This window comes from Streptomyces alanosinicus (assembly GCF_014650595.1).
GTDB lineage: Bacteria > Actinomycetota > Actinomycetes > Streptomycetales > Streptomycetaceae > Streptomyces > Streptomyces alanosinicus.
This window is the reverse complement of the sequence record NZ_BMVG01000009.1, coordinates 89,835-110,540: the sequence shown is the minus strand read 5'-3', so window position 1 is coordinate 110,540 and position 20,706 is coordinate 89,835. Positions and strand designations below refer to the sequence as shown.

The window sequence follows — 20,706 nt, the reverse complement described above, 5'->3', positions numbered from 1 at the left end:
GGGGGTTCACACCCGTTCGCCCCCAGAAGCCCCTCACCGCTTAATTTAGGGCGTGAGTTAAACCCCAAGAGAAACGCTCGTCAAGGGACCCGGCAGCGGCAAACGCTCCGGTTCTGCAACGGTTGTATGTCGACGGGTGTGTGTCGACGGATATATATCGACGGGCCGATGAGCCGGTACGCGCCGGGGCCGGCAGGTGTGTGGGCCCGCGCCGCACGCCGGGTCGGCGCGTGGTGCGGGCCCACGTCCTCGCTACCGGACCGGCGCCGGGCGCGGTGCCGGGGCGTAGCCCGCGGGCCGGGTCGTGAAGGAGCCCCGTCCCTGGGTGCGGCTGCGCAACCGGGTGGCGTAGCCGAACAGTTCGGCCAGCGGCACCGTCGCGGTCAGCACGGCCGCGCCGCCCCGGGTCCGGGAGCCGACGACCCGGCCGCGCCGGGCGGCCAGGTCACCGAGGACCGCGCCGACGGCCACCTCCGGCACGGTGACCGTGACCTCGGCGACCGGTTCCAGCAGGGCCGTCGCGCAGGCGCGCAGGGCCGCGCGGAGCCCGAGCCGGCCGGCGGTGCGGAAGGCCGTGTCGGAGGAGTCCTTCACATGGGTGGAGCCGTCGGTGAGCGTGACCCTCAGTCCGGTCACCGGGTGTCCGGCCAACGGACCCTCGGCGAGCGCGTCCCGGCACCCGGCCTCCACCGCACGCACATACTCCTGCGGCACCCGGCCGCCCACCACGGCGGAGCGGAACTCGAAGCCGGTGACGCCGAGTTCGGGCCCCAGTGGTGCCACGTCGAGCACGACATGGGCGAACTGGCCCGCCCCGCCGTCCTGTTTGACGTGCCGGAACACAAACCCGCTCACGCCCTCGACGACCGTCTCCCGGTGGGCGACCCGTGGCCGGCCCACGCCGACCTCAGGACCCCCGTCGCGGCGGATCTTCTCCACCGCGACCTCCAGATGGAGTTCGCCCATCCCGGACAGCACGGTCTGTCCCGTCTCGGGGTCGGTGCGTACCACCAGCGAGGGGTCCTCCTCGGCCAGCCGCGCCAGCGCCGTCGCCAGCCGGCCCGTATCCGTGGCGCGCCGGGCCTCGACGGCCACGGACACCACGGGCTCGGCGGCCCGCGGCGGCTCCAGGAGCAGTGGGGCGCCGGGGTCGCACAGCGTGGAGCCGGCCCGCGCCGACTTCACACCGGCGAGGGCGACGATGTCCCCGGCGACCGCCCGGTCGAGCTGGACATGCCGGTCCGCCATGACGCGCAGGATGCGCGCGACACGCTCGGTGCGCCCGGTGCCCGGGTCCCACACGGTGTCTCCCTTCTCTATGGTGCCGGCGTACACGCGCACATGGGCCAGCCGCCCGGTGGTGGTCGCGTGCACCTTGAACACCAGCCCCGCGAACGGCGCTTCGGGGTCGGCGGCCCGCTGCTGTCCGGAGCCGTCGTGGACGCCGCGCACGGCGGGCACGTCCAGCGGCGAGGGCAGATAGGCGACGACCGCGTCCAGCAGGGGCTCGATGCCGCGGTTGCGGTAGGCGGAGCCGGCGAGGACGACCACGCCGTCCCCGGTGCGGGTGAGGTCGCGCAGGGTGGCGGCGAGGGTGTCCGCGCAGAGCGTCTCGCGCTCGCAGAACTCCTCCAGGGCGGCCGGATGCAGCTCGGCCACCGTCTCCTCCAGCGCCCGGCGCCGCCGTACCGCCTCCTCCCGCAACTCCTCGGGTACCGGCCCCGCTACGGCCGTGTCCGCGCCGTCGGCCCAGACCAGCGCGCGCATCCGCACCAGGTCGACCACGCCGGTGAACGCGTCCTCGGCGCCGATCGGCAGCTGGACGACGAGCGGCGCCGGGTGCAGCCGCCGGCGGATGGAGTCGACGGCCCGGTCGAGGTCGGCGCCCGCGCGGTCCATCTTGTTGACGAACGCGATCCGCGGCACGCCGTGCCGGTCGGCCTGCCGCCACACCGACTCGCTCTGCGGCTCGACCCCGGCGACGGCGTCGAACACGGCGACCGCCCCGTCGAGGACGCGCAGCGAACGCTCGACCTCGTCGGCGAAGTCGACATGGCCGGGGGTGTCGATGAGGTTGATGCGGTGCTCGTCCCAGGAGCAGCTGACGGCGGCGGCGAAGATGGTGATGCCGCGGTCGCGTTCCTGCGGGTCGAAGTCGGTGACGGTGGTGCCGTCGTGCACCTCGCCCCGCTTGTGGGTGGTGCCCGTCGCATACAGGATCCGCTCGGTGAGGGTGGTCTTGCCCGCGTCGACGTGGGCGAGGATGCCGAGGTTGCGGACGGCGGCGAGGGTGGTGATGTGCGTGCGCACGGCCCAGGGCCTTTCTGGGGATCGGTCTGATGACCGGGGAAAGGGGCGGCGCGATGTCCCGTGCGTCCGTACAGAATGCCGCTCCCCTGCCTGTCGGCGCGGGCCGGTGCGGCAGGGGAGGTCAGCGGGTCGTCACGGGCGTCCGGTGCCGGCCGCGCAGCGGGCACCGGCGGCACCGGGACACGAGGATCACCTCGTACCGGGAACGGGGAGCGATGACAGCGGTGCGTGCGCGCACGGCCGGGCTCCCCTCTGTGATCGGACGACAGGCGCCGCCGTACGGTCGTGGCGGCGCTCGGTACGGCACGACGGTACGGGAGCGGCACGGCGCAGGGCACGTGGTTTTCCGCTGCGTCGGCGCGCGGGACGTGATGTGCGGGTACGTCGGCGAACGGTATGCGCCCACGGATCCCCTCCGGACAGAAGCGGTCACACAGCGCTACCGACCCCGTGAGTCTGCGCACACTCCGGATGTCCGTCACGTAAACGGCGATTAGGGTGACGGGAGTATCGAATGGGGACACAAGCGGCGGAGGCATGGCGGTGTCGGACGACAGGCGGCTCGTCGCCGGGCGCTACCGCCTCACCGAGCGGATCGGCCGTGGCGGCATGGGCACCGTGTGGCGCGCCGAGGACGAGGTGCTCGCCCGCGAGGTCGCTCTGAAGCAGCTGCACGCACAGCCCCACCTGTCCGACGACCAGCTGGCCACCCTCTATGAGCGCACCCGCCGCGAGGCGCGCAGCGCCGCCCGCGTCGTGCACCCCAACGTGGTGGTCGTCCACGACGTGGTGGACGACGCCGGCCGGCCCTGCATCGTCATGGAGTACGTCCCCGCACCCACCCTCGCCGACCTCTTGAAGGACGGCCGGATCCTTCCGCCCGAGGAGGCGGCCCGGATCGGCCTGGGCATGATCGCCGCCCTGCGCGCCGCGCATGCCGCAGGTGTCCTGCATCGCGACATCAAGCCCGGCAACGTGCTGCTGGGCACCGGGGGCAGGGTCGTCCTCACCGACTTCGGCATCGCCCTGACCGCCGGCACGTCGACGCTGACGCAGACGGGGGAGATGATCGGCTCCATCGACTACATGGCCCCCGAACGGGTCCGCGGGCGCACACCCGGACCCGCGTCGGACCTGTGGTCCCTGGGCGCGACGCTGTACCAGGCGGTGACGGGCCGCACACCGTTCCGCCGGGCCACCGCGATGGAGACCGCCTACGCCATCGCCGTCGACCCGCTGGAGTCGGCGCGGCAGGCCGGCCCGCTGTCCTCGCTGGTCGAGGCACTGCTGGCCAAGGAGCCGGAGGCGCGCCCCTCGGCGGAGGAGACGGAGTCGGCGCTGCGGACGGTGGCGGCGGGGGCGTCGACGGCGGCGGTGCCGCGCGCCGCCACAGGGACGAACAGCGACGTCGCACCGGCCGGCAGCGACACGGAGACATCCGCCCAGCCCACGCCCGGACGGCACAGAAACCGCAACCGCCGCCGCAAGTGGCCCGCCCTCGTGTCCGCCGGGGCCATCGCCGCTGCCGCCGCCACGGCCGGGGCGCTGTACACGGCGCAGCGGCACGGCGAGCCTCCCTCCGCCGCCCCGACCTCACCGGCCACTCCCGCGCCCTCGGCCGTCCCCGACGGCTACCACCTGGTCCACGACCAGCGGCTCGGCGTCTCGTTCCCGGTCCCGGACGACTGGAAGGCCGGCCGGCGCACCGGCGACGAGCTGACCTACACCGACCGGTCCGGACTGGCCGGCATCACCATCGGCACGGTGGCCCCGGCCGGGCCGAACCCCCTGGCCCACTTCCGGGACATCGAGGCGAACACCAAGGTCAACTACTCCACGTACCGAAAGCTCCGCATGCAGCAGACCACGTTCCGTGGGCAGCCGGCGGCCGTGTGGGAGTTCACCTTCAAGGGACGCGCCCGCGCCTTCCGGTCGATCGACCTCGGCTACGGCAAGGAGGGCGGCCGGGAGTACGACATCTACCTCTCCGCGCCGGAAGCCCAGTGGGACACCTACCGGCCCGTCTTCGACGCCGTCAGGGACGGATTCACCACCTCCGGCTGACCGCCGGGCCGATGACCGCCAGAACGATGGCCGCCGGACCGGTGACCGCCGGACCGGCGGTTCAGGCGGTCGCGTCGTCGTGTGTCACGGTGACGACGATCTTGCCGACCTGCCCGTTGGCCGCCATGTACCGGTGGGCCTCGACGATGTCGCCGAGGTCGAAGGTGCGGTCGACGACCGGGGTGAAGGAGCCCGAGGCCAGGCCCGCGCCCACGAACGCGACCGCGCGGCGCAGCCGCTCCGGGTCCTTGGTGATCTCGAAGAGCGTGTACGTCCTGCTGGTCAGCGCGGGGTAGGACCGCGCGTTGGGCAGCGGGGTGGGGCGCGGGTCGAGCGCGCCGTAGACGACCAGGGTGCCACCGGGGGCGATGCCGCGGGCGATGGTGTCGACACCGGGGCCGGCGATCGCGTCGAAGGCCAGTCGCACCCCCTCACCGCCGGTGATCTCCTGGACGCGGGCCGGAAGGTCCTCCTCGTCGGTGACGATGACATGGGCCGCGCCGGCGTCCAGCAGAGGCTGCTTCTTGCCGGGGCCGCGCGTGGTGGCGATCGGGATCGCGCCGATGTGGCGGGCCAGCTGGATGGCGGCCAGTCCGACGCTGCTGGAGGCCGCGGTGATCAGGACATGGTCGCCGGGACGCAACCCGCCCGGCTCGACGAGGGCGCCGTAAGCGGTGATGTAGGCCATCCAGACGGCGGCGGCCCGCACCGGGTCGACACCGGCCGGGCGCGGCACGACGGCGGCGGCCGGCACGATGACATGGTCGCCGTAGGTGCCGTACCGGCTCTGCAGGAACGCGGGCACGACCGCGACCGGGTCGCCCTCGGCGAGGCCGTCCACTCCCTCGCCGACGGCCTCGACCACGCCCGCGGCCTCGTAGCCGAGCGTGGAGGGGAAGACCGGCTGTTCGAAGTAGGCACCCTCGCGGTACATGATCTCGGCCCGGTTGAGGCCGATCGCGTCGACGCGGATCCGTACCTCCCCCGCTCCCGGGGCGCCCACCTCCACCTCGCGGAGGGTCAGGACCTCGGGTCCGCCGAGCCGGTCGAACTGTACAAGCCTTGCCATGAGTGGATCCGTCCTAGGAGCAGGGTCAGCCGAAACGCACCGCGTCAGCTCGGCACGCACCTCCACCCTGCCCCAAAGTTCGACACTCGTCAAACTTTGATGACCCTCGAACTATGCGTTCCCCTCCACCGCGGAAGCCGCCACCACGGACGACAACAGTCCGGGGAACCGCCCCTCCATCTCTTCCGCGCGCAGGGCGTTCATCTTGGTCGTCCCGACGTAGTACTGCCGGATCACTCCCGCTTCCCGCAGTACGTTGAAGTGGTGTGTCAAGGTCGATGTGGAGACCGGCGCGTCAAAGGTGCCGCAGCTCTTGTCCTCGTCCGCTCCGGCCAACTGGGTCACCACCATCCGCCGCACCGGATCGACCAGCGCCTCCAGCACCTGCTGCAGCGACACCTCCGACACATCGGGGTGTTCCACGGTCCGGGCAGCGGCACGAGCACGGGCCACGGCGACTCCTTGAGACGATCCGACACGGTCAGCCCATCGTACGACCGCCATCGAATCCCCCCGTCAGCTGCTCATCGGCGATCACCTGCACCACCGACGGCGCCATGAGCGCGACACTGGCCAGGGGCTCGGCCCAGCCCGTCATGCCGAGCACCCTCGCCAGCAGACGTCTCGTGTGCCGCTCCTCCACATGTTTCGCCAACTCCACGAAGGCGCGCACCCGGTGCTGGGGGTCCGGGATCCTCTGGGCCGTCTCTTCCGCACGATCAGGGAGCCCCAGCAGCGTGAGGATCCTCGCCAGCTCGGTCAGGACGCGGGTCTGCTGCTCCTGGAGACGCAGGACGCCGGACAGGTGGTCGATGTCCGCGATCACTTCGAGACAGCGGTCCTGCGCGCCGGCCTCGGCCCAGGAACGGGCGACTCGAAGGAGGGCACCGGCCCGCTGGTACGGTTCGTCGAGTTGCCGCGCGAGCGTGCCGGCCCAGTCGAGATCGCCGACCGCGATGGCCAAACCGAGCAACTCCACCTGGATCTGCGCCCGTTGGGACGCCCGCCCGATCCCGTCCGCCAGCGTCTCGACCTGGCGCCCCAGGCCCTTGGCCCGCTCGGTGTCCCCCATCGCCCTCATGGCGCGAGCGAGGTTGAGCAGAGCACGGCTCTGGTGGCAGACATTGCTGGTGCGGTCCCGCAGACGCGCTTCCGCCATCTCGGCCATGTGCCGGGCGCGATCGACCTGTCCCAGCAGGGCGTCGAGCTGTGCCGTGCCCACCATGGCTTCGATCTGCTCCTGCGGGTCGGCCAGCGTCCGGCTGATGTCGTCCGCCCGTGCCCTGAGTGTGTAGGCGCGGTCGTGTACGCCGTCCACGGCGTGCTTCCGGGCCAGTTCGAGGAGCATATGGAGCCGCCGGACGGGCGTACGGATCTTCCCGGCGACGGCCTCCGCAAGCTCGGGCTCGCCCATGTCCTCCGCCGCGACCCGCACGAGGGAGACGAGTTCCCCTTCCTTGACAGAGGAGTCCCCCACCCGGGACAACTCCTCGACACATTCCGGAACACTCATGACTCCACATCGGACGAGCCGCACCAGCGCCCACATACGCCGGTCCGGGACGGAAATGCCCTGCGCCAGGAGTCTGGCGAGTCCGTGATCCCCCGCAGCCGCCACCGCCGCGACGACCGAGGCCAGAGCCGACGCCCGTTCGGCGGAAGTCGCCAGCCCCTGCGCCAGTCTCGCGGCGCTCTGCGCCAGGTCCTTGGCGTGCTCCCGCTGCCCGGCGCGCGCCGCCGTACGCGCCAGGGCCGCCAACACCTTGGCGCGGGAGGCCGGTTGAGGCAGGACATGGGCGATGGCCTCGGCTTCGGCCAACAGCGCCGCTCCTTGAGCGCGATCTTCTTCGACTGTGGCAGCCAGTGCCAGATTGCTCAGCGTCCGTGCTCTCTGGAACGGGTCAGGGATCATGCGCACGAGGTTGAGGGCGCGGTCGTACTCGCCCAGGTACGCGAGGGATCCGGCCACGCTTCCGATCGCGGCCGCCCTGTGCATCGGTTTGGTGACCTTCAGTGCTCCCCGCTCGGCCCGCTCGACGAGCCGTCGGGCACGCGCCGGTTCGCCTGCGGCCACCGCTGCCCGCACCACATCCGACAGCGCGCTGACCTGCTGCCGCGGATCCTCCACAAGCAGGGCGACGTCCTCGGCCCCGGCCACGTCACCGGCCGCACACATCGCTTTGGCCACATCGGCCAGGGCACGGGCCCGTACGCCCGCTTGACCTGCCGTCTCCGCGAGGGCGCGGGCCCGGCCCAGGTCTCCGGCGACGAGGAGCGTCTCCAACAGCGCCAGGAGGGACCGGTTGTACCGGTCCGGCACGACGATGCCGTTCAGCACGGCTTCCGCCCGTTCCGGTGCGCCCAGGGCCGCCCACAGACCCGGCAGAGCGATCGGAATGTTGTCGTTCCTCGCCGTCAGCTCGTCGCGGTGCACGGCCAGCCGGGCCATGGCGAGCAGATCCGGGTCCTCCCGTCCGAGGATCAGCTCCTGCGCGGCCTTGACCTCGATGAAGGCGGCGCCGTCGCCGCCCGTCACCTGGAGCATCCGGTCGTGGCGCGTGGCGTCCGTGGCATTGGCGATCACCCGCGGCAGATCGTCCGCGACCCGCAGGGCACGGAAGTAACCGTGCAGCAGATACTCCGGAGTACCGGCCGGCCAGCCTTCGTCCCGGTAGCCCTGCGCCCACTGGTGGAGCCGCTCGCGATGGCCGGCCACGCCCTTGCCGCCCAGCATGTGCAGGGCCTTGCTGCGCAGTTCGTGGTGGCCGAGGACGTACACCTCTTCCTTGGTCCACGGGCTCAGCAGTGAGGCGAAGGTCCGGCCGGAGACCGTACGGATGTGACGCCCGACGGTGTAGGCGGACGCACCCGTGAGTTCGGCCAGGTCCCGTTCGCTCAGGCCGCCGTCCGCGGCGGCGATGAGGCCGAGAATCTCCCGTTCCAGACCGGGCGCGTCCGCCAGCCGCTGAAGTTCCCGTTCCGCGTCGGCCCTGACCGCCTCGGCATGGGGTGACACCGAGAGATCCCGTACGACACACGGATCGCGCAGCGGGTGGTCGTCCGGCACGTCGGTGGGAATCGGCGGGTGGGGCCGGCTGGCGACGATGACGCGGAGCCCTGCCTGGGGGTGTGCGGGGAGCAGGGCCGCGATGCTGTAGGACTCCGGTCCGGCGGTGACTCCCTGGTCCTCGTCCAGTCCGTCGACGACCAGCACGAGGCGCGCGGCGTTCTCCCGGCACACGTGAGCCGCCTCGTCGATCAGGCTGAGCAGATGTCCCTCGCGTGTGGCGTCGGTGACCTGGGTGGGCATGGGCTGGCCGAGGAAGGCCGCCAGCTGCTCCATCACCACGTCGCAGAAGCCGATGCGGTCATTCTGGCCGGCGAACCGGCCGGTGATGAAGAAGGGGACGAGATGCACGCCCTCCGGCGGGTGCAGGGCGAACCACGACAGCAGTGCCGACTTGCCCGCCCACACCGGTCCCCGGAGCCACAGATAGGGGCTCCCGTCCGGCTCGGTGCAGAAGGCGGCCAGCGCGGCCAGCTCCTCGGTTCGCTCCCGCAGGTGCGGCGGTGCGATACGCCGGATCTGTTCCCGGTACCCGGTCCGGGCCACGGCGGCGGGGGCGGTCACATGGACGCCGCCCTCCACCATCAGGGCGCCGGAGACCGCCACGCCACCGACGGCCCGGGCGTGCCCCGTCCCGGTCGCCCCCACATCCGTGCGCCGCCCCCACGTGGATCCCTTGCCGGCCAACAGCACCATCCTCGGCTTCACTTGCAGGACTCGGCCACCGACCGCCGCACCGCGGTGACCCTTTCATGAACGCTGGTGTTCAGAGTCGGCGGATGCCGCTGGTGGCTTCGCCGTCATCGCGGGCTTCGGCGGTACCGGAGCGTGACACCTCGATCGTCTCGGTGCCGTTCGCGACCGAGACGGCCGCTCCGGACACGGCCGACCCGGACCCCGCCGCCGTCGCCGCCCCCGTGCCGCTCACCCGGATGCTCCGCCTTCCGGACATCGCCGGCACGGCTGCCGCCCCGACTGCGACGCCGAGTCCCACGACGGCGACCAGAGCCGAGACCAGAGTCGCGATGTGGTCCGCTCGCCGCGAACCCACGACGGCGAAGGCGATCGCGAGGATGCCCGTCGCCGCACCGGTGACCAGGAGAACAGCACGCCGTGCGCTCATCGGAACAGTATCGAGCAGCCCCCCGCCCGCCCGGGGCCGAATCGGCGAATCGGGAAGGCCGGAAGACTCCCCTGCCTGGGGGATGCCGTACCGCCGATCGGCGGGGGCGCACCGGACACCAGCCGGATGGGCGAGCGAACACGGGCCGCCGATTCTGGAGACCTGACATGCTGCACTCGGCGCGGGATTTTCCGGTGAACCGGTACTGAAAGAAAGCTCAACGAATTTGCTGCCCACCATTCTTGCCGCCGCGGTGATGGCCCTCGTCCGTTCGCTTGCCGCGCTCCGGCTCCAGCGCTGGCACCTCGGCGCCCCTGCGGCCATGGTGCTGGCCGGAATCCTGGTCGGACTCGGTGTGGAGAATTCGGTCGTTGCCGTGCTGAACACGGAAGTGGCCCAGCACGCCGCCGAGATCATCCTCGCTTTCCTGTTGTTCGTCGATGCCACGGAGGTGCGCGGCGGCAGGCTGTGGGGCAATTCGCCCCGGCTCGTCACACGGATGCTGCTCGTCGCTCTCCCCTTGAGCCTCGGCACGGCGATGCTCGTGGGCAAGCTGGCCTTCCCGGGGCTGTCCTGGGCCATGATGCTGGTCCTCGCGTGCGTCGTCGTGCCGATCGACTTCGCACCCAGCGAGCAGGTCGTACGCGATCGCCGTCTGCCGGCCCGGGTGAGAAGCGTGCTGAACGTCGAGAGCGGCTACAACGACGGCATCGTCTCGCCCCTCTTCCTGTTCGCGCTTCTGCTGGCCGGCGGCAGTTCCACCGTCCATACGCCGCTGGACGCCCTTGCGACAGCCGCCGCCCAGGCCTCGAAGGCCGTACTCGCGGGGCTGGTGATCGGCAGCCTCGTCGGCTGGCTGCTGCACCAGGCCGGCAGAGCCGGATGGACGACCGAGCAGTCCCGCCGGATCTCGGTGGTGCTGACGCCCTTGATCGCCTACACGGCGGGGGTGGAGATCGGCGGCAACGGCTTCGTGACGTCCTTCGTGTGCGGAATCGCCTTCCGCTACGTCCACCGCGTCCTTGTCGCTCGCAGGATCCGCGGCGCGAACGCACCGCGGCCGGCCGGCGGTTCGAGCACGGTGTCCCGGGACTTCGGTCTGCTGGAGGACGCCACCGCCCTGATGACCATGTGGTTCGTGGTCGGCATCGCGGCCGTGGTGACCTTCTCGACCGGGGTGAGCCGACAGGCCGTGCTGTTCTGCCTCGCGGCCCTCACGGTCATCCGGATCGTTCCGGTTCTGGTGTCGCTCGTCGGTTCGCCGCTCGCCCGCCGGGACCGGCTGCTGCTCGGCCTGCTCGGCCCGCGGGGCACGACGACCATCGTGTTCGGCCTGATCGCCTTCAACGGCCTGCCGGACGGCGTTCCCGCCGACACGGTCCTGCTGGCCACCGTGCTCTGCGTACTGGGAAGTGTGCTGTTCCATGGCATGGGTTCGGATCTCATGATCAGGCGGCTCCTGCCCCCGCCGGTCGGCGGGGGTGAACCAGCCGACCAGGGGATGGACAAGGCGCAAGAGAATGCAAAATGATCCTTCAGGAAAATTGTCGACTCACCCACGTAACCGGTGTGCGCCCCCGGGAGTCGAATTTCGTCATTTTCGCGGACCCTGTGAACCGGCGAACCAGCAGGCCAGGGGCCTTGTTTAAATGTTCCGCACCCTACGGAAGCGGCAATTTATCGCCAACGGGTGAGCATCGTCACACCCCGCCGATAAACCGGCGCCGTATCCCCCTCGTCAGGCAGGTCAAGAACTTCTGATCATTGCTTCGCACACCGTCGGCGAAGCTCGGAAAGGATTCTTCTTGACCACCACTCAAGCCCCGATATCCAAGCGGCGCCCGGCTCGGCGTCGGGCGGACATGGCTGTGTTGGGAGGTGTGCGGCCGCCACTGACGGCCCTGCCGGTCCTGTTGGCGCTCGTCGCGGGCCTGACGCTGTTCGCCGTCGGGAGCGATGCCGAACGGGGCGTTCCCGAGGCCGTCCTCGGCTCCCAGCAGCACATCGCCGAGGACGGGGCGGTCGCGCTGCAGGCCGCCGTCGACGAGAGCGTCTCCGATCTGCGGGGCGCGGCCGCGGACTTCGCCGGCTCCACGTCCGTACCGGCGGACAGGATGCTGACCCTCCTCGACCGGTCCTACCGCAAGTGGCGCGGTACCGCCGTCGTCGACCTGTCCACCGGGCGACTGCTCGCCGCGCGGGGCGAGGACGTACCGCTCGGGCAGGTGGACCTTCGTGGACTGCCGGCGAACCCGCCGCCGAGGCTGGTGCGGGACGGCTCGGGCGTCACCCGGCTGCTGGTCTTCTCGACGCTGTCGCAAGGCGGCAGACAGGAGCTGCTCGTCGCTTCCCAGAGCCTGAAGGTGCCGGGCATCACCGTCGGTGGGAATCACACGCTCACCGTCGTGGACCGGGACGGGTCGACCCTCATCGCGGCTGGGCCGCGCTCCGGCACTGATCAAACAAGGGCGCTGGCCGGCGACGCCGTCCGCGAGGCGCAGGGCAAGGGACCGTCGGACACCGCCGCCGGCGGCTTCGACGGTCCGAGCGGCAGCCTCGTCGGGGCAGCGCAGGGCAACACCCGTACCGCCGTCGGGTACGCCGCGGTGGCCCGGGGGCTCGCCACGAAGGAGAGTCCGAGCAGCGCACTGGGCCTGACGGTCGTCACGACGGTGCTGACCGAGCGTCATGCGGCCGGGACCGGTGACCTTCGCCTCGCCCTCCTCGCCGCGGCCGTGCTGCTGGCCCTCGCGGCCGGGGTCACGCTCGTCCTCCATATGGTGGTGCAGCGGCCTCTGCTGCGGTTGCGTCGCGAAACGCAAAGGCTCGGCCGGGGCGACCTCACGGCGCCCGTCCGCGTGGCCCGCTTCGGGGAACCCGCTCGGGCCGGTGCCGCGCTGGAGGCACTGCGCCGCCAACTCCTGGGGAGTGGTGGGCAGTCGAAGGAAACGGTCGAGCAGCCACCGGCCGGGAGCCGCGGTCTGCCCGGGACCCGTAAGAGCCGGCGCCGGCTCGGACTGCGCACCGTCCTGGTGGTCTGCGCGTTCGCCCTGCTGGCCTGGCCCGTGTCGATGCTGCTGGCGCTCGGCAGCACCTGGCCGCACACCGCCACGGTCGTACCGCGACTGATCTCCGACGACCAGCGCCGGCGCACCGAGACGACGGCGGACCGCGTGCGCAGGGGGATCAACGACGGATACGCGGATCTCACCCATCTCGCCACCGTGCTCGACGCTTCCCGGCCGAAGGAGACACGCAAGGCTCTGAGCAGTTCCCTTGAGCAGCACGGCCGCTATCGGTCCCTGTACGTCGTCGACGGCGCCGGCGAGGTCCTCGTCGGCGCCGGGGACGAGCCCCGTACCCCGAAGAAGGTCCGTATCAAGCCGGGGGTCATGCAGACGAACACCTCCGGCAAGGAACCGGTGATCGCCGCCGTGGCCGCTCAGCCGGCCAGGGGCGCGCCGGCGAGGTCCGGACGCCGCTATGTCGTGGGCGAGCTGAAGGTGCAGTACCTGGTCGGCATCCTCACCCGGCCCGGTCTCGGCTCGGTGTGGCTGGTGGACTCCGCGCAGCGGGTCATCGCGTCCAACAAGGGGTTCGTCGCCTTCGGGCGGGTCCCGGACGGCCGGCTGCGGGCACACATGGAGGCCGCGCGCACGGCCAAGGGCTCCGCCGAGCTGCTGCTCGGCTGGCGGAATCCGGCGGTCGCCGCCGTGGCGCCGTTCAACGAGAACCTGGGTGTCGCGAGCGCACTCGGCTGGCGGGTCGCCTCGATCAGACCGGTGTTCTGGATCGGGCTGCCCGAGTACGAGGCACAGCGGCGGATCATGCTCGTGGGTCTGCTGGGGCTGACGACGGGCGCCCTCTGCCTCGGCTGGCTGCACCTGGTCGTCGTACGTCCGCTGCGTGACGTCACCCAGCGCGCCGAGGAGTTGGCGGCCGGGGACCGCAGAACGGTGCTCTACCCGCGCTACCACGACGAGGTGGGATCCGTCGCCCGCGGCCTCGAACTGATCAGACAGCGGCTCCCCCGCGCCGCCGCACCGCCCGCGCCCGGTTCCCCGGACCGGCCGCCCGCCTCCTCCACACCCCCCTCCGGCCCCGGTCCCAGGAGCTGACCCGCCGTGCTCTTCCTGTACTGCGTCCTTGTGACGTGCTGCGCCGGCCTGCTCGTCGCAGGCGTCGTCGAACAGCGCCGCCATGACGCGAATCTCGCCGACATACCCACCCGGGTGCTGGTCAACGGCATTCGTGGCAAGTCCTCCATCACCCGGCTGTGCGCGGGCGCGCTGCGCGGCAGCGGCCTGGTCACCGTCGCCAAGACCACGGGCACCGCGGCCCGGTTCATCCACCCCGATGCCACCGAGGAGCCCGTCTACCGCAAGTTCGGCATCGCCAACGTCGTCGAGCAGATCGGCATCGTCCGGCGGGCCGCCGCCTACCGGCCCGATGTCCTGGTCATGGAGTGCATGGCCGTCATGCCCGCGCTCCAGGAGATCAACCAGTCCAAACTGATCCGCTCCACCATCGGCGTGCTCTGCAACGTCCGCGAGGACCATCTCGCCGAAATGGGGCCGACGTTGGACGATGTGGCACGCTCGCTGTGCCGGTCCCTGCCGGAGGGCGGCGTCTGTGTCACCGCGGAGAAGGAGCGTTTCCCCATCCTCCAGGAGGAGGCCGCGGCCCGGAACTGCGAGCTGGTCTACGCCGATCCTGAGACCGTCACCGACGAGGAGCTGCGCGGCTTCAGCTGGTTCACCTTCAAGGAGAACGTCGCCATCGCGCTCGCGGTCGCCGAACTGCTCGGCATCGACCGCGAGACCGCGCTGAAGGGGATGTACGAGGCGCCACCGGACCCGGGTGTGCTCTCCGTCGAGCGGTACCGCACCCCTGACGGCAAGCGGCTGCGGTTCGCGAACGTCTTCGCCGCCAATGACCCCGAGTCGACGCTGATGAACATCAGGCAGCTGCTCGAACTGGGCGCCGTCCACCGTCCGTTGCACGTCGTCATCAACTGCCGTCCGGACCGTGTGGAGCGCAACGGGCAGATGGGCGCGCTCATCCCCGAGCTCGACCCGGAGACGGTGTTCCTCATCGGCCATCCCACCAGGTCGGCCGCCGACGCCATACCCGCCCACTGGACCGGGAACGTCGTCGATCTGGGCGGCGACCGCCGCGACCCCGACCGGCTCACCGCGGATCTGCTGGCCCACCTGGGGCCGGACTCCTCGCTCGTCGCCGTCGGCAACATCCATGGGCAGGGCGAACTCTTCCTGGAGCGGCTCACCGCACTCGCGCCCGAACACCCCGACGACACCGACGGCACCGACGGCACCGAAGACACCGAAGACACCGACGCCCCCCACGTCCCGAGCGACGCCCCCACAGCGTCCGGCGCCCACCACAACTCCCCCCACGGAGAATCCCGTTGATCCCCGCAGTCGTCACCCCCCAGATCGCCGCCATCGGCATCGCACTCGGTCTGGTGTTCTCCCTCATGTGCTACCTGACCACGAACCTCTCGCCGGGCGGCATGATCACCCCCGGCTGGCTCGCCCTCACCCTCGTCGACGATCTGCGGCGCGCCGCCATGGTCGCGGGCATGGCAGGCCTGACCTACCTGCTGACCAAGCTGCTGCAGCGCTTCATCATCCTCTACGGCAAGCGGCTGTTCGCCGCCGTCGTGCTCACCGGTGTCCTGCTCCAGGCCGGGCTCTCCCTGCTGCTCCAGCGGGAGTTCCCCCTGCTGTTCGCCCATCAGGCCCTCGGGTTCATCGTCCCCGGGCTCATCGCCTACCAGCTGGAGCGACAGCCCAAGACGGCGACGGTCCTCTCCACCGGCACGGTCACCTTCGCGACGTACGTGATCCTGGTGTCGGGGCTGCTGCTGGGCGCCCTGCCCACGACATGAGCCGCACCCTTCCCCGCACCCCTCCCCGGCCTGCGGACGCACATCTCCCTTTTCCTCCACCGGAGTTGACCCGTGAAACGCCTCCTGCCCGGAATCCGGCAGTTCTCCCTGACCAGGAACGCGGCCCTGTTCCTGGTGACCGCCGTCCTGTTCACGGCGAGTTGCGTGCTGACCCTGCAGTACAGGCACCGCACCGGCCATCCGCCCGCATCACCGGGTGCCGAGCTCCGGGCCAGGAGCGGCACGGCGGCCTTCGAGCGGATCGGCAACCCCGCCCGCACCGTCGCCCGCGACCGGCACGGCGCCGTCATCGCCACGTTCACCGACGGCGCCCGTACGGCCGTGCTGACCGGGCCCAGCAGGACCTTCGCGGAGCCGCGCACGACGGATGCCAAGGTCGTCAGCACCAGCTGGGTGCGGCTGCTGCCCCAGCCATGGGCTCCTGGAGCGGAGCGGAGCGACTGGTTCAAGGCCTGGCTGAAGACCCGGCTCGGCAGCCGTGACCCCGACATCCTCGCCACGGCCTTCGCCTACACCGCCGGTGCCGCCCGCTACGGACCCAGCAGCACCAGCGACTCGGACCGTGCCCGGCAAGGGAAGCGACGCATGGGTTCGGACTTCTACGACTACCTGGGCGCCCCCTGGACCTTCCCCGACGGAGTCACCCGCCGCCCCGAGAAGGACCGCCGGCGCTCCGTCGACTGCTCGGGCTATGTCCGGCTGGTGTACGGATACCGCTCGGGACTCTCGCTGAACAGTCGGGACAGCCCGGCGGGCGGCGGGCTGCAGCGGACCGCCGACGCGATCGCCCACGGGCCGCTCGGCGTACCGGTGATCCCCCTCGCCGACCGCAGCCCCGACGTCATCCAGGGGCTCCAGCCCGGCGACCTGGTCTTCTTCAGGACACGGGAGCTGCCCGGCGGACGGATCGGCCACATCGGTATCTACCTCGGCCTCGACACCGCCGACCACCCCCGCTTCATCTCCAGCCGGAAGGAGGCCGACGGCCCCACCATGGGTGACAAGGGCGGCGCCTCACGGCTCGACGGTGACGGCTACTACGCGCAAGGGCTCCGCGGGGCCCGACGCCTGTGACGACGCTCCGGCCGGGCCGACGCGTGAGCCGGCCCATGGCTGCGTCGGTCAGTGCTCCGGGGCCGCCGCAAGAGGGTGAGCGGGGCCCTGGGCCCGGAGGAGGACCTGGCTGCCGACCGCCGGCGGTGGGGCGTCCGTGTAGATGACGAGGCGCCCTGGCAGGTCCAGGCCGGCGTCCGGGGCGAACTCGACGCGATGGTCGTGGCCCCGGAAGAGACAGGCGGTGACCCGGGCCCGGACCGTGTGCGGACTGGGTTCGGAGGTCATCCGGAGCTGGTGGGGGCGGAGCATGACGACGCTGTCCGGCACGGCCTCGGTGGTGAGCGGCAGGGGTCCGAAGGCGGTGCCGGCGTACCCGTCGGCGGCTTTGGCGGGCAGCAGGTTGGCCTCGCCGAGGGCTCTGGCTATGCCCTCGTCGGCCGGTCGGTGGTAGAGGGCGTGGGGGGTGTCGGTCTGCACGATGCGTCCGTCACGCATCAGGGCGATGGTGTCGGCGAAGGCGAGTGCCTCGTCCACGTCGTGGGTGACCAGGATCGCGGTGGCGCCGGCGCGCCGCAGGGTGGCGGCGACCTCCGTGCGCAGTTCGGTGCGCAGCGCGGCGTCCAGGGCGGCGAACGGCTCGTCGAGCAGGAGCAGTTGAGGCCTGGGGGCCAGGGCCCGGGCGAGGGCGACGCGTTGCTGCTGACCGCCGGAGAGCTGGTGCGGGTGGCGGTCGGCGAGGCCGTCGAGTCCGACGAGGTCGAGCATCTCCGCCACCCGTTCGCGGCGGGCGGCGCGGGCGAGCCCGAAGCCGATGTTGGCGGCGACGGTCAGGTGCGGGAAGAGCGCCCCGTCCTGCGGTACGTACCCGATGTGCCGGCGCTCGGCGGGGATCCTGGTGCGGCCGTCGTCGAGGATGCGGCCGTGCAGGGTGACGCTTCCCCGGGTGGCGGAGTGGAAGCCGGCGACGATGCGGAGCAGGGTGCTCTTGCCGCAGCCGGAGGGGCCCAGGACACAGGCGAGCGCCCCGTCCTCGACGGTGAGATCGAGTCCGGTGAGCACCGGGCTGCGGCCGTGCGCCGCCTCCAGTCGGTTGATCAGCAGGCCCGGTCGACCGGTCATCTCAGTTCTCCCTTGGGGCGGTTGCGCGGGTGCCGAGGGTGCGGCGGGTGAGGATGAGGACGGCGGGCACGGACAGGGCGACCATCACGGCGGCGTACGGTGCCGCCGCTCCGTAGGAGAGTCCGGTGGTGTAGACCCAGAACTGGGTGGCGAGGGTCTCGGTGCCGGTCGGGCGCAGCAGCAGCGTGGCGGTGAGTTCGGTGCTGGCGGTGAGGGTGACCATCGCGAAGGCCGCGCCGAGTCCCGGCAGGATCAGCGGCAGGGTGACCCGGCCCAGGACCATGGTCCTGCGCACGCCCAGCGAGCGCGCCACCTCCTCGACGCCATGCGGCACCTGGGCGAGGGAGGCCCGTACGGAGGTCAGGGCCAGCGGGAAGAACAGCACCACGTACCCGGCCACCAGCAACGACGGCTGCTGGTAGAGGGGCTGGGCGTAGCGGATCGCGAAGAACACCACCGACAGGGCGACGGCGATACCGGGCAGTGCCCTGGTCAGGTAGGCGGCGCGTTCCACGGTCCGGGCCAACGGGGTGGGGCGGCGCCAGGAGTAGAGGGCCACCGGCACCGCGGCGGCGGTGGCGACGGCCGCCGCGGTGAGCGCGTACCCCAGGGTTGTCGCCGTCTCGGCGAGGATGGAGGCGGACGGCAGGGTGGTGGAGCTGCCGCGCACCAGCCAGTGGACGAGTGCGTAGACAGGTACCCCGAGCGTCACCCCCACCACCGCCGCCAGAACGCCGGCGGCGACCGGCTTCCAGTGGCCCAGGGCCACCGGTGCGCCGCCCCGCCCGGTGGCGCCCTCGCGCACGACCCGGCCGCGCCGGGCGGCACGCGCGTCGAGGGTCACGAGGAGGAGGGCGAGGCCGACCAGGACGAGCGTGAGCAGGCTGGCGGAGGCCATGTCGAAGCTGGTCTGGTACGCGTTGAAGATCGCGATGGCGAACGTGGTGTAGCGCAGCATCGCGAACGCCCCGTATTCGCCGAGGAGATAGAGCGAGACGAGCAGCGCGCCGCCGGCCAGGGCGGGACGGGTGAGCGGCAGGGTGACCCGCCACAGCGTCCTGAGCCGGCCGTGGCCCAGGCTGCGTGCGACCTCCTCGGCCGAGGTGTCGGCGTGCCGCAGCGTGGCGGCCACCGGCAGGAACACCAGAGGGTAGAGCGAGGACGTCATCACCAGCACCGCGCCCCAGTAGCCCTGGACCTCGGGGAAGAGCGAGACCCAGGAGTAGCCGTGGACGAACTCCGGTACCGCGAGCGGCATCGCCAGTGCCACGGTCCACGCCCGGCGAGCGGGCAGGTCGGTGCGTTCCACCAGGTAGGCGGCGGTGAAGCCGAGCGCGAGCGTACCGGCGGTGACGACCGTGGTGAGGGCGACGGTGTGCCACAGCAGGGTTGCGACCACGGGCCGGGCCAGCAGGCGGTGCGCGGTGTCCCCGCCCGCCTGCGCGGCCTGCAGCCCGACGAACACCAGCGGCGAGGCCACCAGCAGCGCGACCAGGCCCGCCACCAGCGGCAGCGGGCCCGGCGCCGTACGAAGGGACCTCACAGCAGGCCGACGGACTGCAGGAGTTGCAGGGCGTCCTTGCCGTCGCCGAGGTCGGCGGCCCGGGTGACCGGCCCGGAGGCCGTCAGCGCCCGGCTGACCTTGGTGTTCTTCACCCCGGCGGCGAGCGGGTACTCGTAGCTCTCGGAGTCGGCGATGATCTGCTGGGCGGGCTTGCCGGTCAGATAGGCGAGGAACGCCTGGGCGGCGGCCTGGTGCTTGCCATGGGAGAGGACTGCGGCGCCGGAGACGTCGACCAGCGCGCCGGGGTCGCCCTGCTTGAAGTAGCCGAGCGCACTGTGGATATGGGCGGCGCCCTGTTCGTCGCGCAGCCGGTACCAGTAGTAGTGGTCGATGACGCCGCCCTCGACCTCGCCCCGGTTCACCGCGGCGACCAGGTCCTCGTTGCTGCCGTAGACCTTGCTGTTGGCTTTCAGCCCCTCCAGCCAGCTCTTGGCGCCGGCCTGCCCCACCGTCTTGATCATCCTGGTGACGATCGGCGTGAAGTCCGTCTCGCTCGGCGCGATACCCAGCTTCCCCTGCCACGCCGCACCGGCCAGGTCCTTGATGCCGGCGGGCACCTGGGCCGCCTTGAGCTTGCCGGTGTTGTAGACGAACGCGGCCTCGCGGGCGGAGACGCCCGTCCAGTCGCCCCGGGGCGAACTGTCGGCCGACGGGACGGCCGCCAGAGTGGCGGCGTCCACCTTCGCCAACAGGCCCTTCTCCGCAAGGGTGGTGAGTGCGGGCGGGTTCTCCGCGAAGAACACATCCGCCGGGGAAGCCGTGCCCTCGGTGAGGATCTGGTTGGCCAACTCCGCCTCGTCACCGGAGCGGACGCCCACCTTGATGCCGGTCCGCGCCTCGAAATCCTTCACCAGCGCGCTGACGGTCTGTTGGTGCTGCCCGCTGTAGACGGTGATCGTCTGCCCCTTCAGCGAGCCACCGGACGCCTTGTCCGACGACGCGCCGCCGGCGTCGTTCGAACCGCCGCACCCCGCCAGCGCCAGGGCCGACAGCGACACCGCCGTCGCCAGCACGGCGGATCGGCGCGCGGACCGCAGGACGACAGGAGACATGGGACCTCCACAGTGAGACACACACGGGCCGCCGGCGCCGCCCCCACGGCGCACACCCGAGACCAATAGAGCAGGCAAACCTTATTTAGGTGAGCCTTACCTGAAAACACCACCACGGAACCCTGGAAGGTCACCATCCAGCCAGCCATCAGCCCGAAAAGTTACTGTCTGTACGACTTTGACGGCGCCTTCTTGGCCATCTCATGGCGTGCTCATAGCGCCCTCATGGCGGACTCATCACCACTGGCCGCACCAACGGTTACCGAAGCGTGACAGCCCGTTCGGCGAGTACGCCGGGGCCCGTATCCGACCCCGCTCCGTCCACCACACGTCCATCCGCCCGGGAAAAG

At 71.5% G+C, this 20,706-nt stretch carries 14 protein-coding genes; 6 read left to right on the top strand and 8 right to left on the bottom strand.

From position 1 onward, the window contains the following. Positions 1–252 precede the first annotated feature (252 nt). Positions 253–2,310 carry an elongation factor G gene (fusA, locus tag IE277_RS20985; RefSeq protein WP_189954655.1) on the bottom strand — a complete coding sequence of 686 codons (2,058 nt, stop codon included), beginning with the start codon at positions 2,308–2,310 and terminating at the stop codon, positions 253–255. Positions 2,311–2,847: 537 nt separating this feature from the next. Between fusA and IE277_RS20980 the strand changes: the two genes are divergently transcribed. After that, positions 2,848–4,374 carry a serine/threonine-protein kinase gene (locus IE277_RS20980; protein ID WP_189954654.1) on the top strand — a complete coding sequence of 509 codons (1,527 nt, stop codon included), beginning with the start codon at positions 2,848–2,850 and terminating at the stop codon, positions 4,372–4,374. A gap of 61 nt (positions 4,375–4,435) precedes the next feature. Here the strand turns inward: IE277_RS20980 and IE277_RS20975 are convergent, their stop codons facing one another. The 4 genes from IE277_RS20975 to IE277_RS20960 form a co-directional block, all read right to left on the bottom strand. Continuing rightward, entirely contained in the window at positions 4,436–5,443 is a 1,008-nt protein-coding gene (locus tag IE277_RS20975) for a zinc-dependent alcohol dehydrogenase family protein (RefSeq protein ID WP_189954651.1), read from the bottom strand. 111 nt (positions 5,444–5,554) lie between these two features. Next, positions 5,555–5,896 (bottom strand): ArsR/SmtB family transcription factor, encoded by a 342-nt coding sequence (locus IE277_RS20970; RefSeq protein ID WP_229881880.1) that lies wholly within the window; start codon positions 5,894–5,896, stop codon positions 5,555–5,557. Between the two features lie 28 nt (positions 5,897–5,924). Beyond that, entirely contained in the window at positions 5,925–9,206 is a 3,282-nt protein-coding gene (locus IE277_RS20965; protein ID WP_189954647.1) for a tetratricopeptide repeat protein, read from the bottom strand. Between the two features lie 70 nt (positions 9,207–9,276). After that, positions 9,277–9,633, bottom strand: coding sequence for a hypothetical protein (locus tag IE277_RS20960; protein ID WP_189954645.1), 357 nt, complete (start codon positions 9,631–9,633; stop codon positions 9,277–9,279). A gap of 226 nt (positions 9,634–9,859) precedes the next feature. Between IE277_RS20960 and IE277_RS20955 the strand changes: the two genes are divergently transcribed. The 5 genes from IE277_RS20955 to IE277_RS20935 all read left to right on the top strand — a co-directional run bounded on the left by IE277_RS20955 (position 9,860) and on the right by IE277_RS20935 (position 16,639). After that, positions 9,860–11,164, top strand: a complete 1,305-nt coding sequence (locus IE277_RS20955) for a cation:proton antiporter domain-containing protein (RefSeq protein WP_189954643.1) — start codon at positions 9,860–9,862, stop codon at positions 11,162–11,164. A 331-nt stretch (positions 11,165–11,495) separates the two neighbouring features. Further along, entirely contained in the window at positions 11,496–13,751 is a 2,256-nt protein-coding gene (locus tag IE277_RS20950) for a HAMP domain-containing protein (RefSeq protein ID WP_229881879.1), read from the top strand. A 6-nt stretch (positions 13,752–13,757) separates the two neighbouring features. Next, the gene (gene pgsB / locus IE277_RS20945) at positions 13,758–15,065 is read left to right on the top strand and encodes a poly-gamma-glutamate synthase PgsB (RefSeq protein WP_189954642.1); all 1,308 of its coding nucleotides are present in this window, start codon (positions 13,758–13,760) and stop codon (positions 15,063–15,065) included. Further along, on the top strand, positions 15,062–15,544 hold the full coding sequence (locus IE277_RS20940) for a poly-gamma-glutamate biosynthesis protein PgsC/CapC (RefSeq protein ID WP_189954640.1): 483 nt from the start codon (positions 15,062–15,064) through the stop codon (positions 15,542–15,544). Before pgsB ends, IE277_RS20940 begins: the two co-directional genes overlap by 4 nt. Before the next feature lie 72 nt (positions 15,545–15,616). Further along, the gene (locus tag IE277_RS20935) at positions 15,617–16,639 is read left to right on the top strand and encodes a C40 family peptidase (RefSeq protein WP_229881878.1); all 1,023 of its coding nucleotides are present in this window, start codon (positions 15,617–15,619) and stop codon (positions 16,637–16,639) included. Positions 16,640–16,687: 48 nt separating this feature from the next. Here the strand turns inward: IE277_RS20935 and IE277_RS20930 are convergent, their stop codons facing one another. The 3 genes from IE277_RS20930 to IE277_RS20920 are packed head-to-tail and all read right to left on the bottom strand — an operon-like array spanning position 16,688 to position 20,356. Next, positions 16,688–17,740: an ABC transporter ATP-binding protein gene (locus tag IE277_RS20930; protein ID WP_189954638.1), complete on the bottom strand. Its 1,053-nt coding sequence runs from the start codon at positions 17,738–17,740 to the stop codon at positions 16,688–16,690. Position 17,741: 1 nt separating this feature from the next. Then, entirely contained in the window at positions 17,742–19,283 is a 1,542-nt protein-coding gene (locus IE277_RS20925; protein ID WP_189954636.1) for an ABC transporter permease, read from the bottom strand. Next, positions 19,280–20,356, bottom strand: a complete 1,077-nt coding sequence (locus tag IE277_RS20920) for an extracellular solute-binding protein (protein ID WP_189954634.1) — start codon at positions 20,354–20,356, stop codon at positions 19,280–19,282. Before IE277_RS20920 ends, IE277_RS20925 begins: the two co-directional genes overlap by 4 nt. Positions 20,357–20,706: the final 350 nt, after the last annotated feature.

Excerpts from the sequence above, each read along its gene's own strand:
- IE277_RS20975 (WP_189954651.1), bottom strand. The coding sequence starts at position 5,443 with ATGGCAAGGCTTGTACAGTTCGACCGGCTCGGCGGACCCGAGGTCCTG.
- IE277_RS20920 (WP_189954634.1), bottom strand. The coding sequence starts at position 20,356 with ATGTCTCCTGTCGTCCTGCGGTCCGCGCGCCGATCCGCCGTGCTGGCG.
- IE277_RS20930 (WP_189954638.1), bottom strand. The coding sequence starts at position 17,740 with ATGACCGGTCGACCGGGCCTGCTGATCAACCGACTGGAGGCGGCGCAC.
- IE277_RS20980 (WP_189954654.1), top strand. The coding sequence starts at position 2,848 with ATGGCGGTGTCGGACGACAGGCGGCTCGTCGCCGGGCGCTACCGCCTC.
- IE277_RS20960 (WP_189954645.1), bottom strand. The coding sequence starts at position 9,633 with ATGAGCGCACGGCGTGCTGTTCTCCTGGTCACCGGTGCGGCGACGGGC.
- IE277_RS20950 (WP_229881879.1), top strand. The coding sequence starts at position 11,496 with ATGGCTGTGTTGGGAGGTGTGCGGCCGCCACTGACGGCCCTGCCGGTC.
- IE277_RS20965 (WP_189954647.1), bottom strand. The coding sequence starts at position 9,206 with ATGGTGCTGTTGGCCGGCAAGGGATCCACGTGGGGGCGGCGCACGGAT.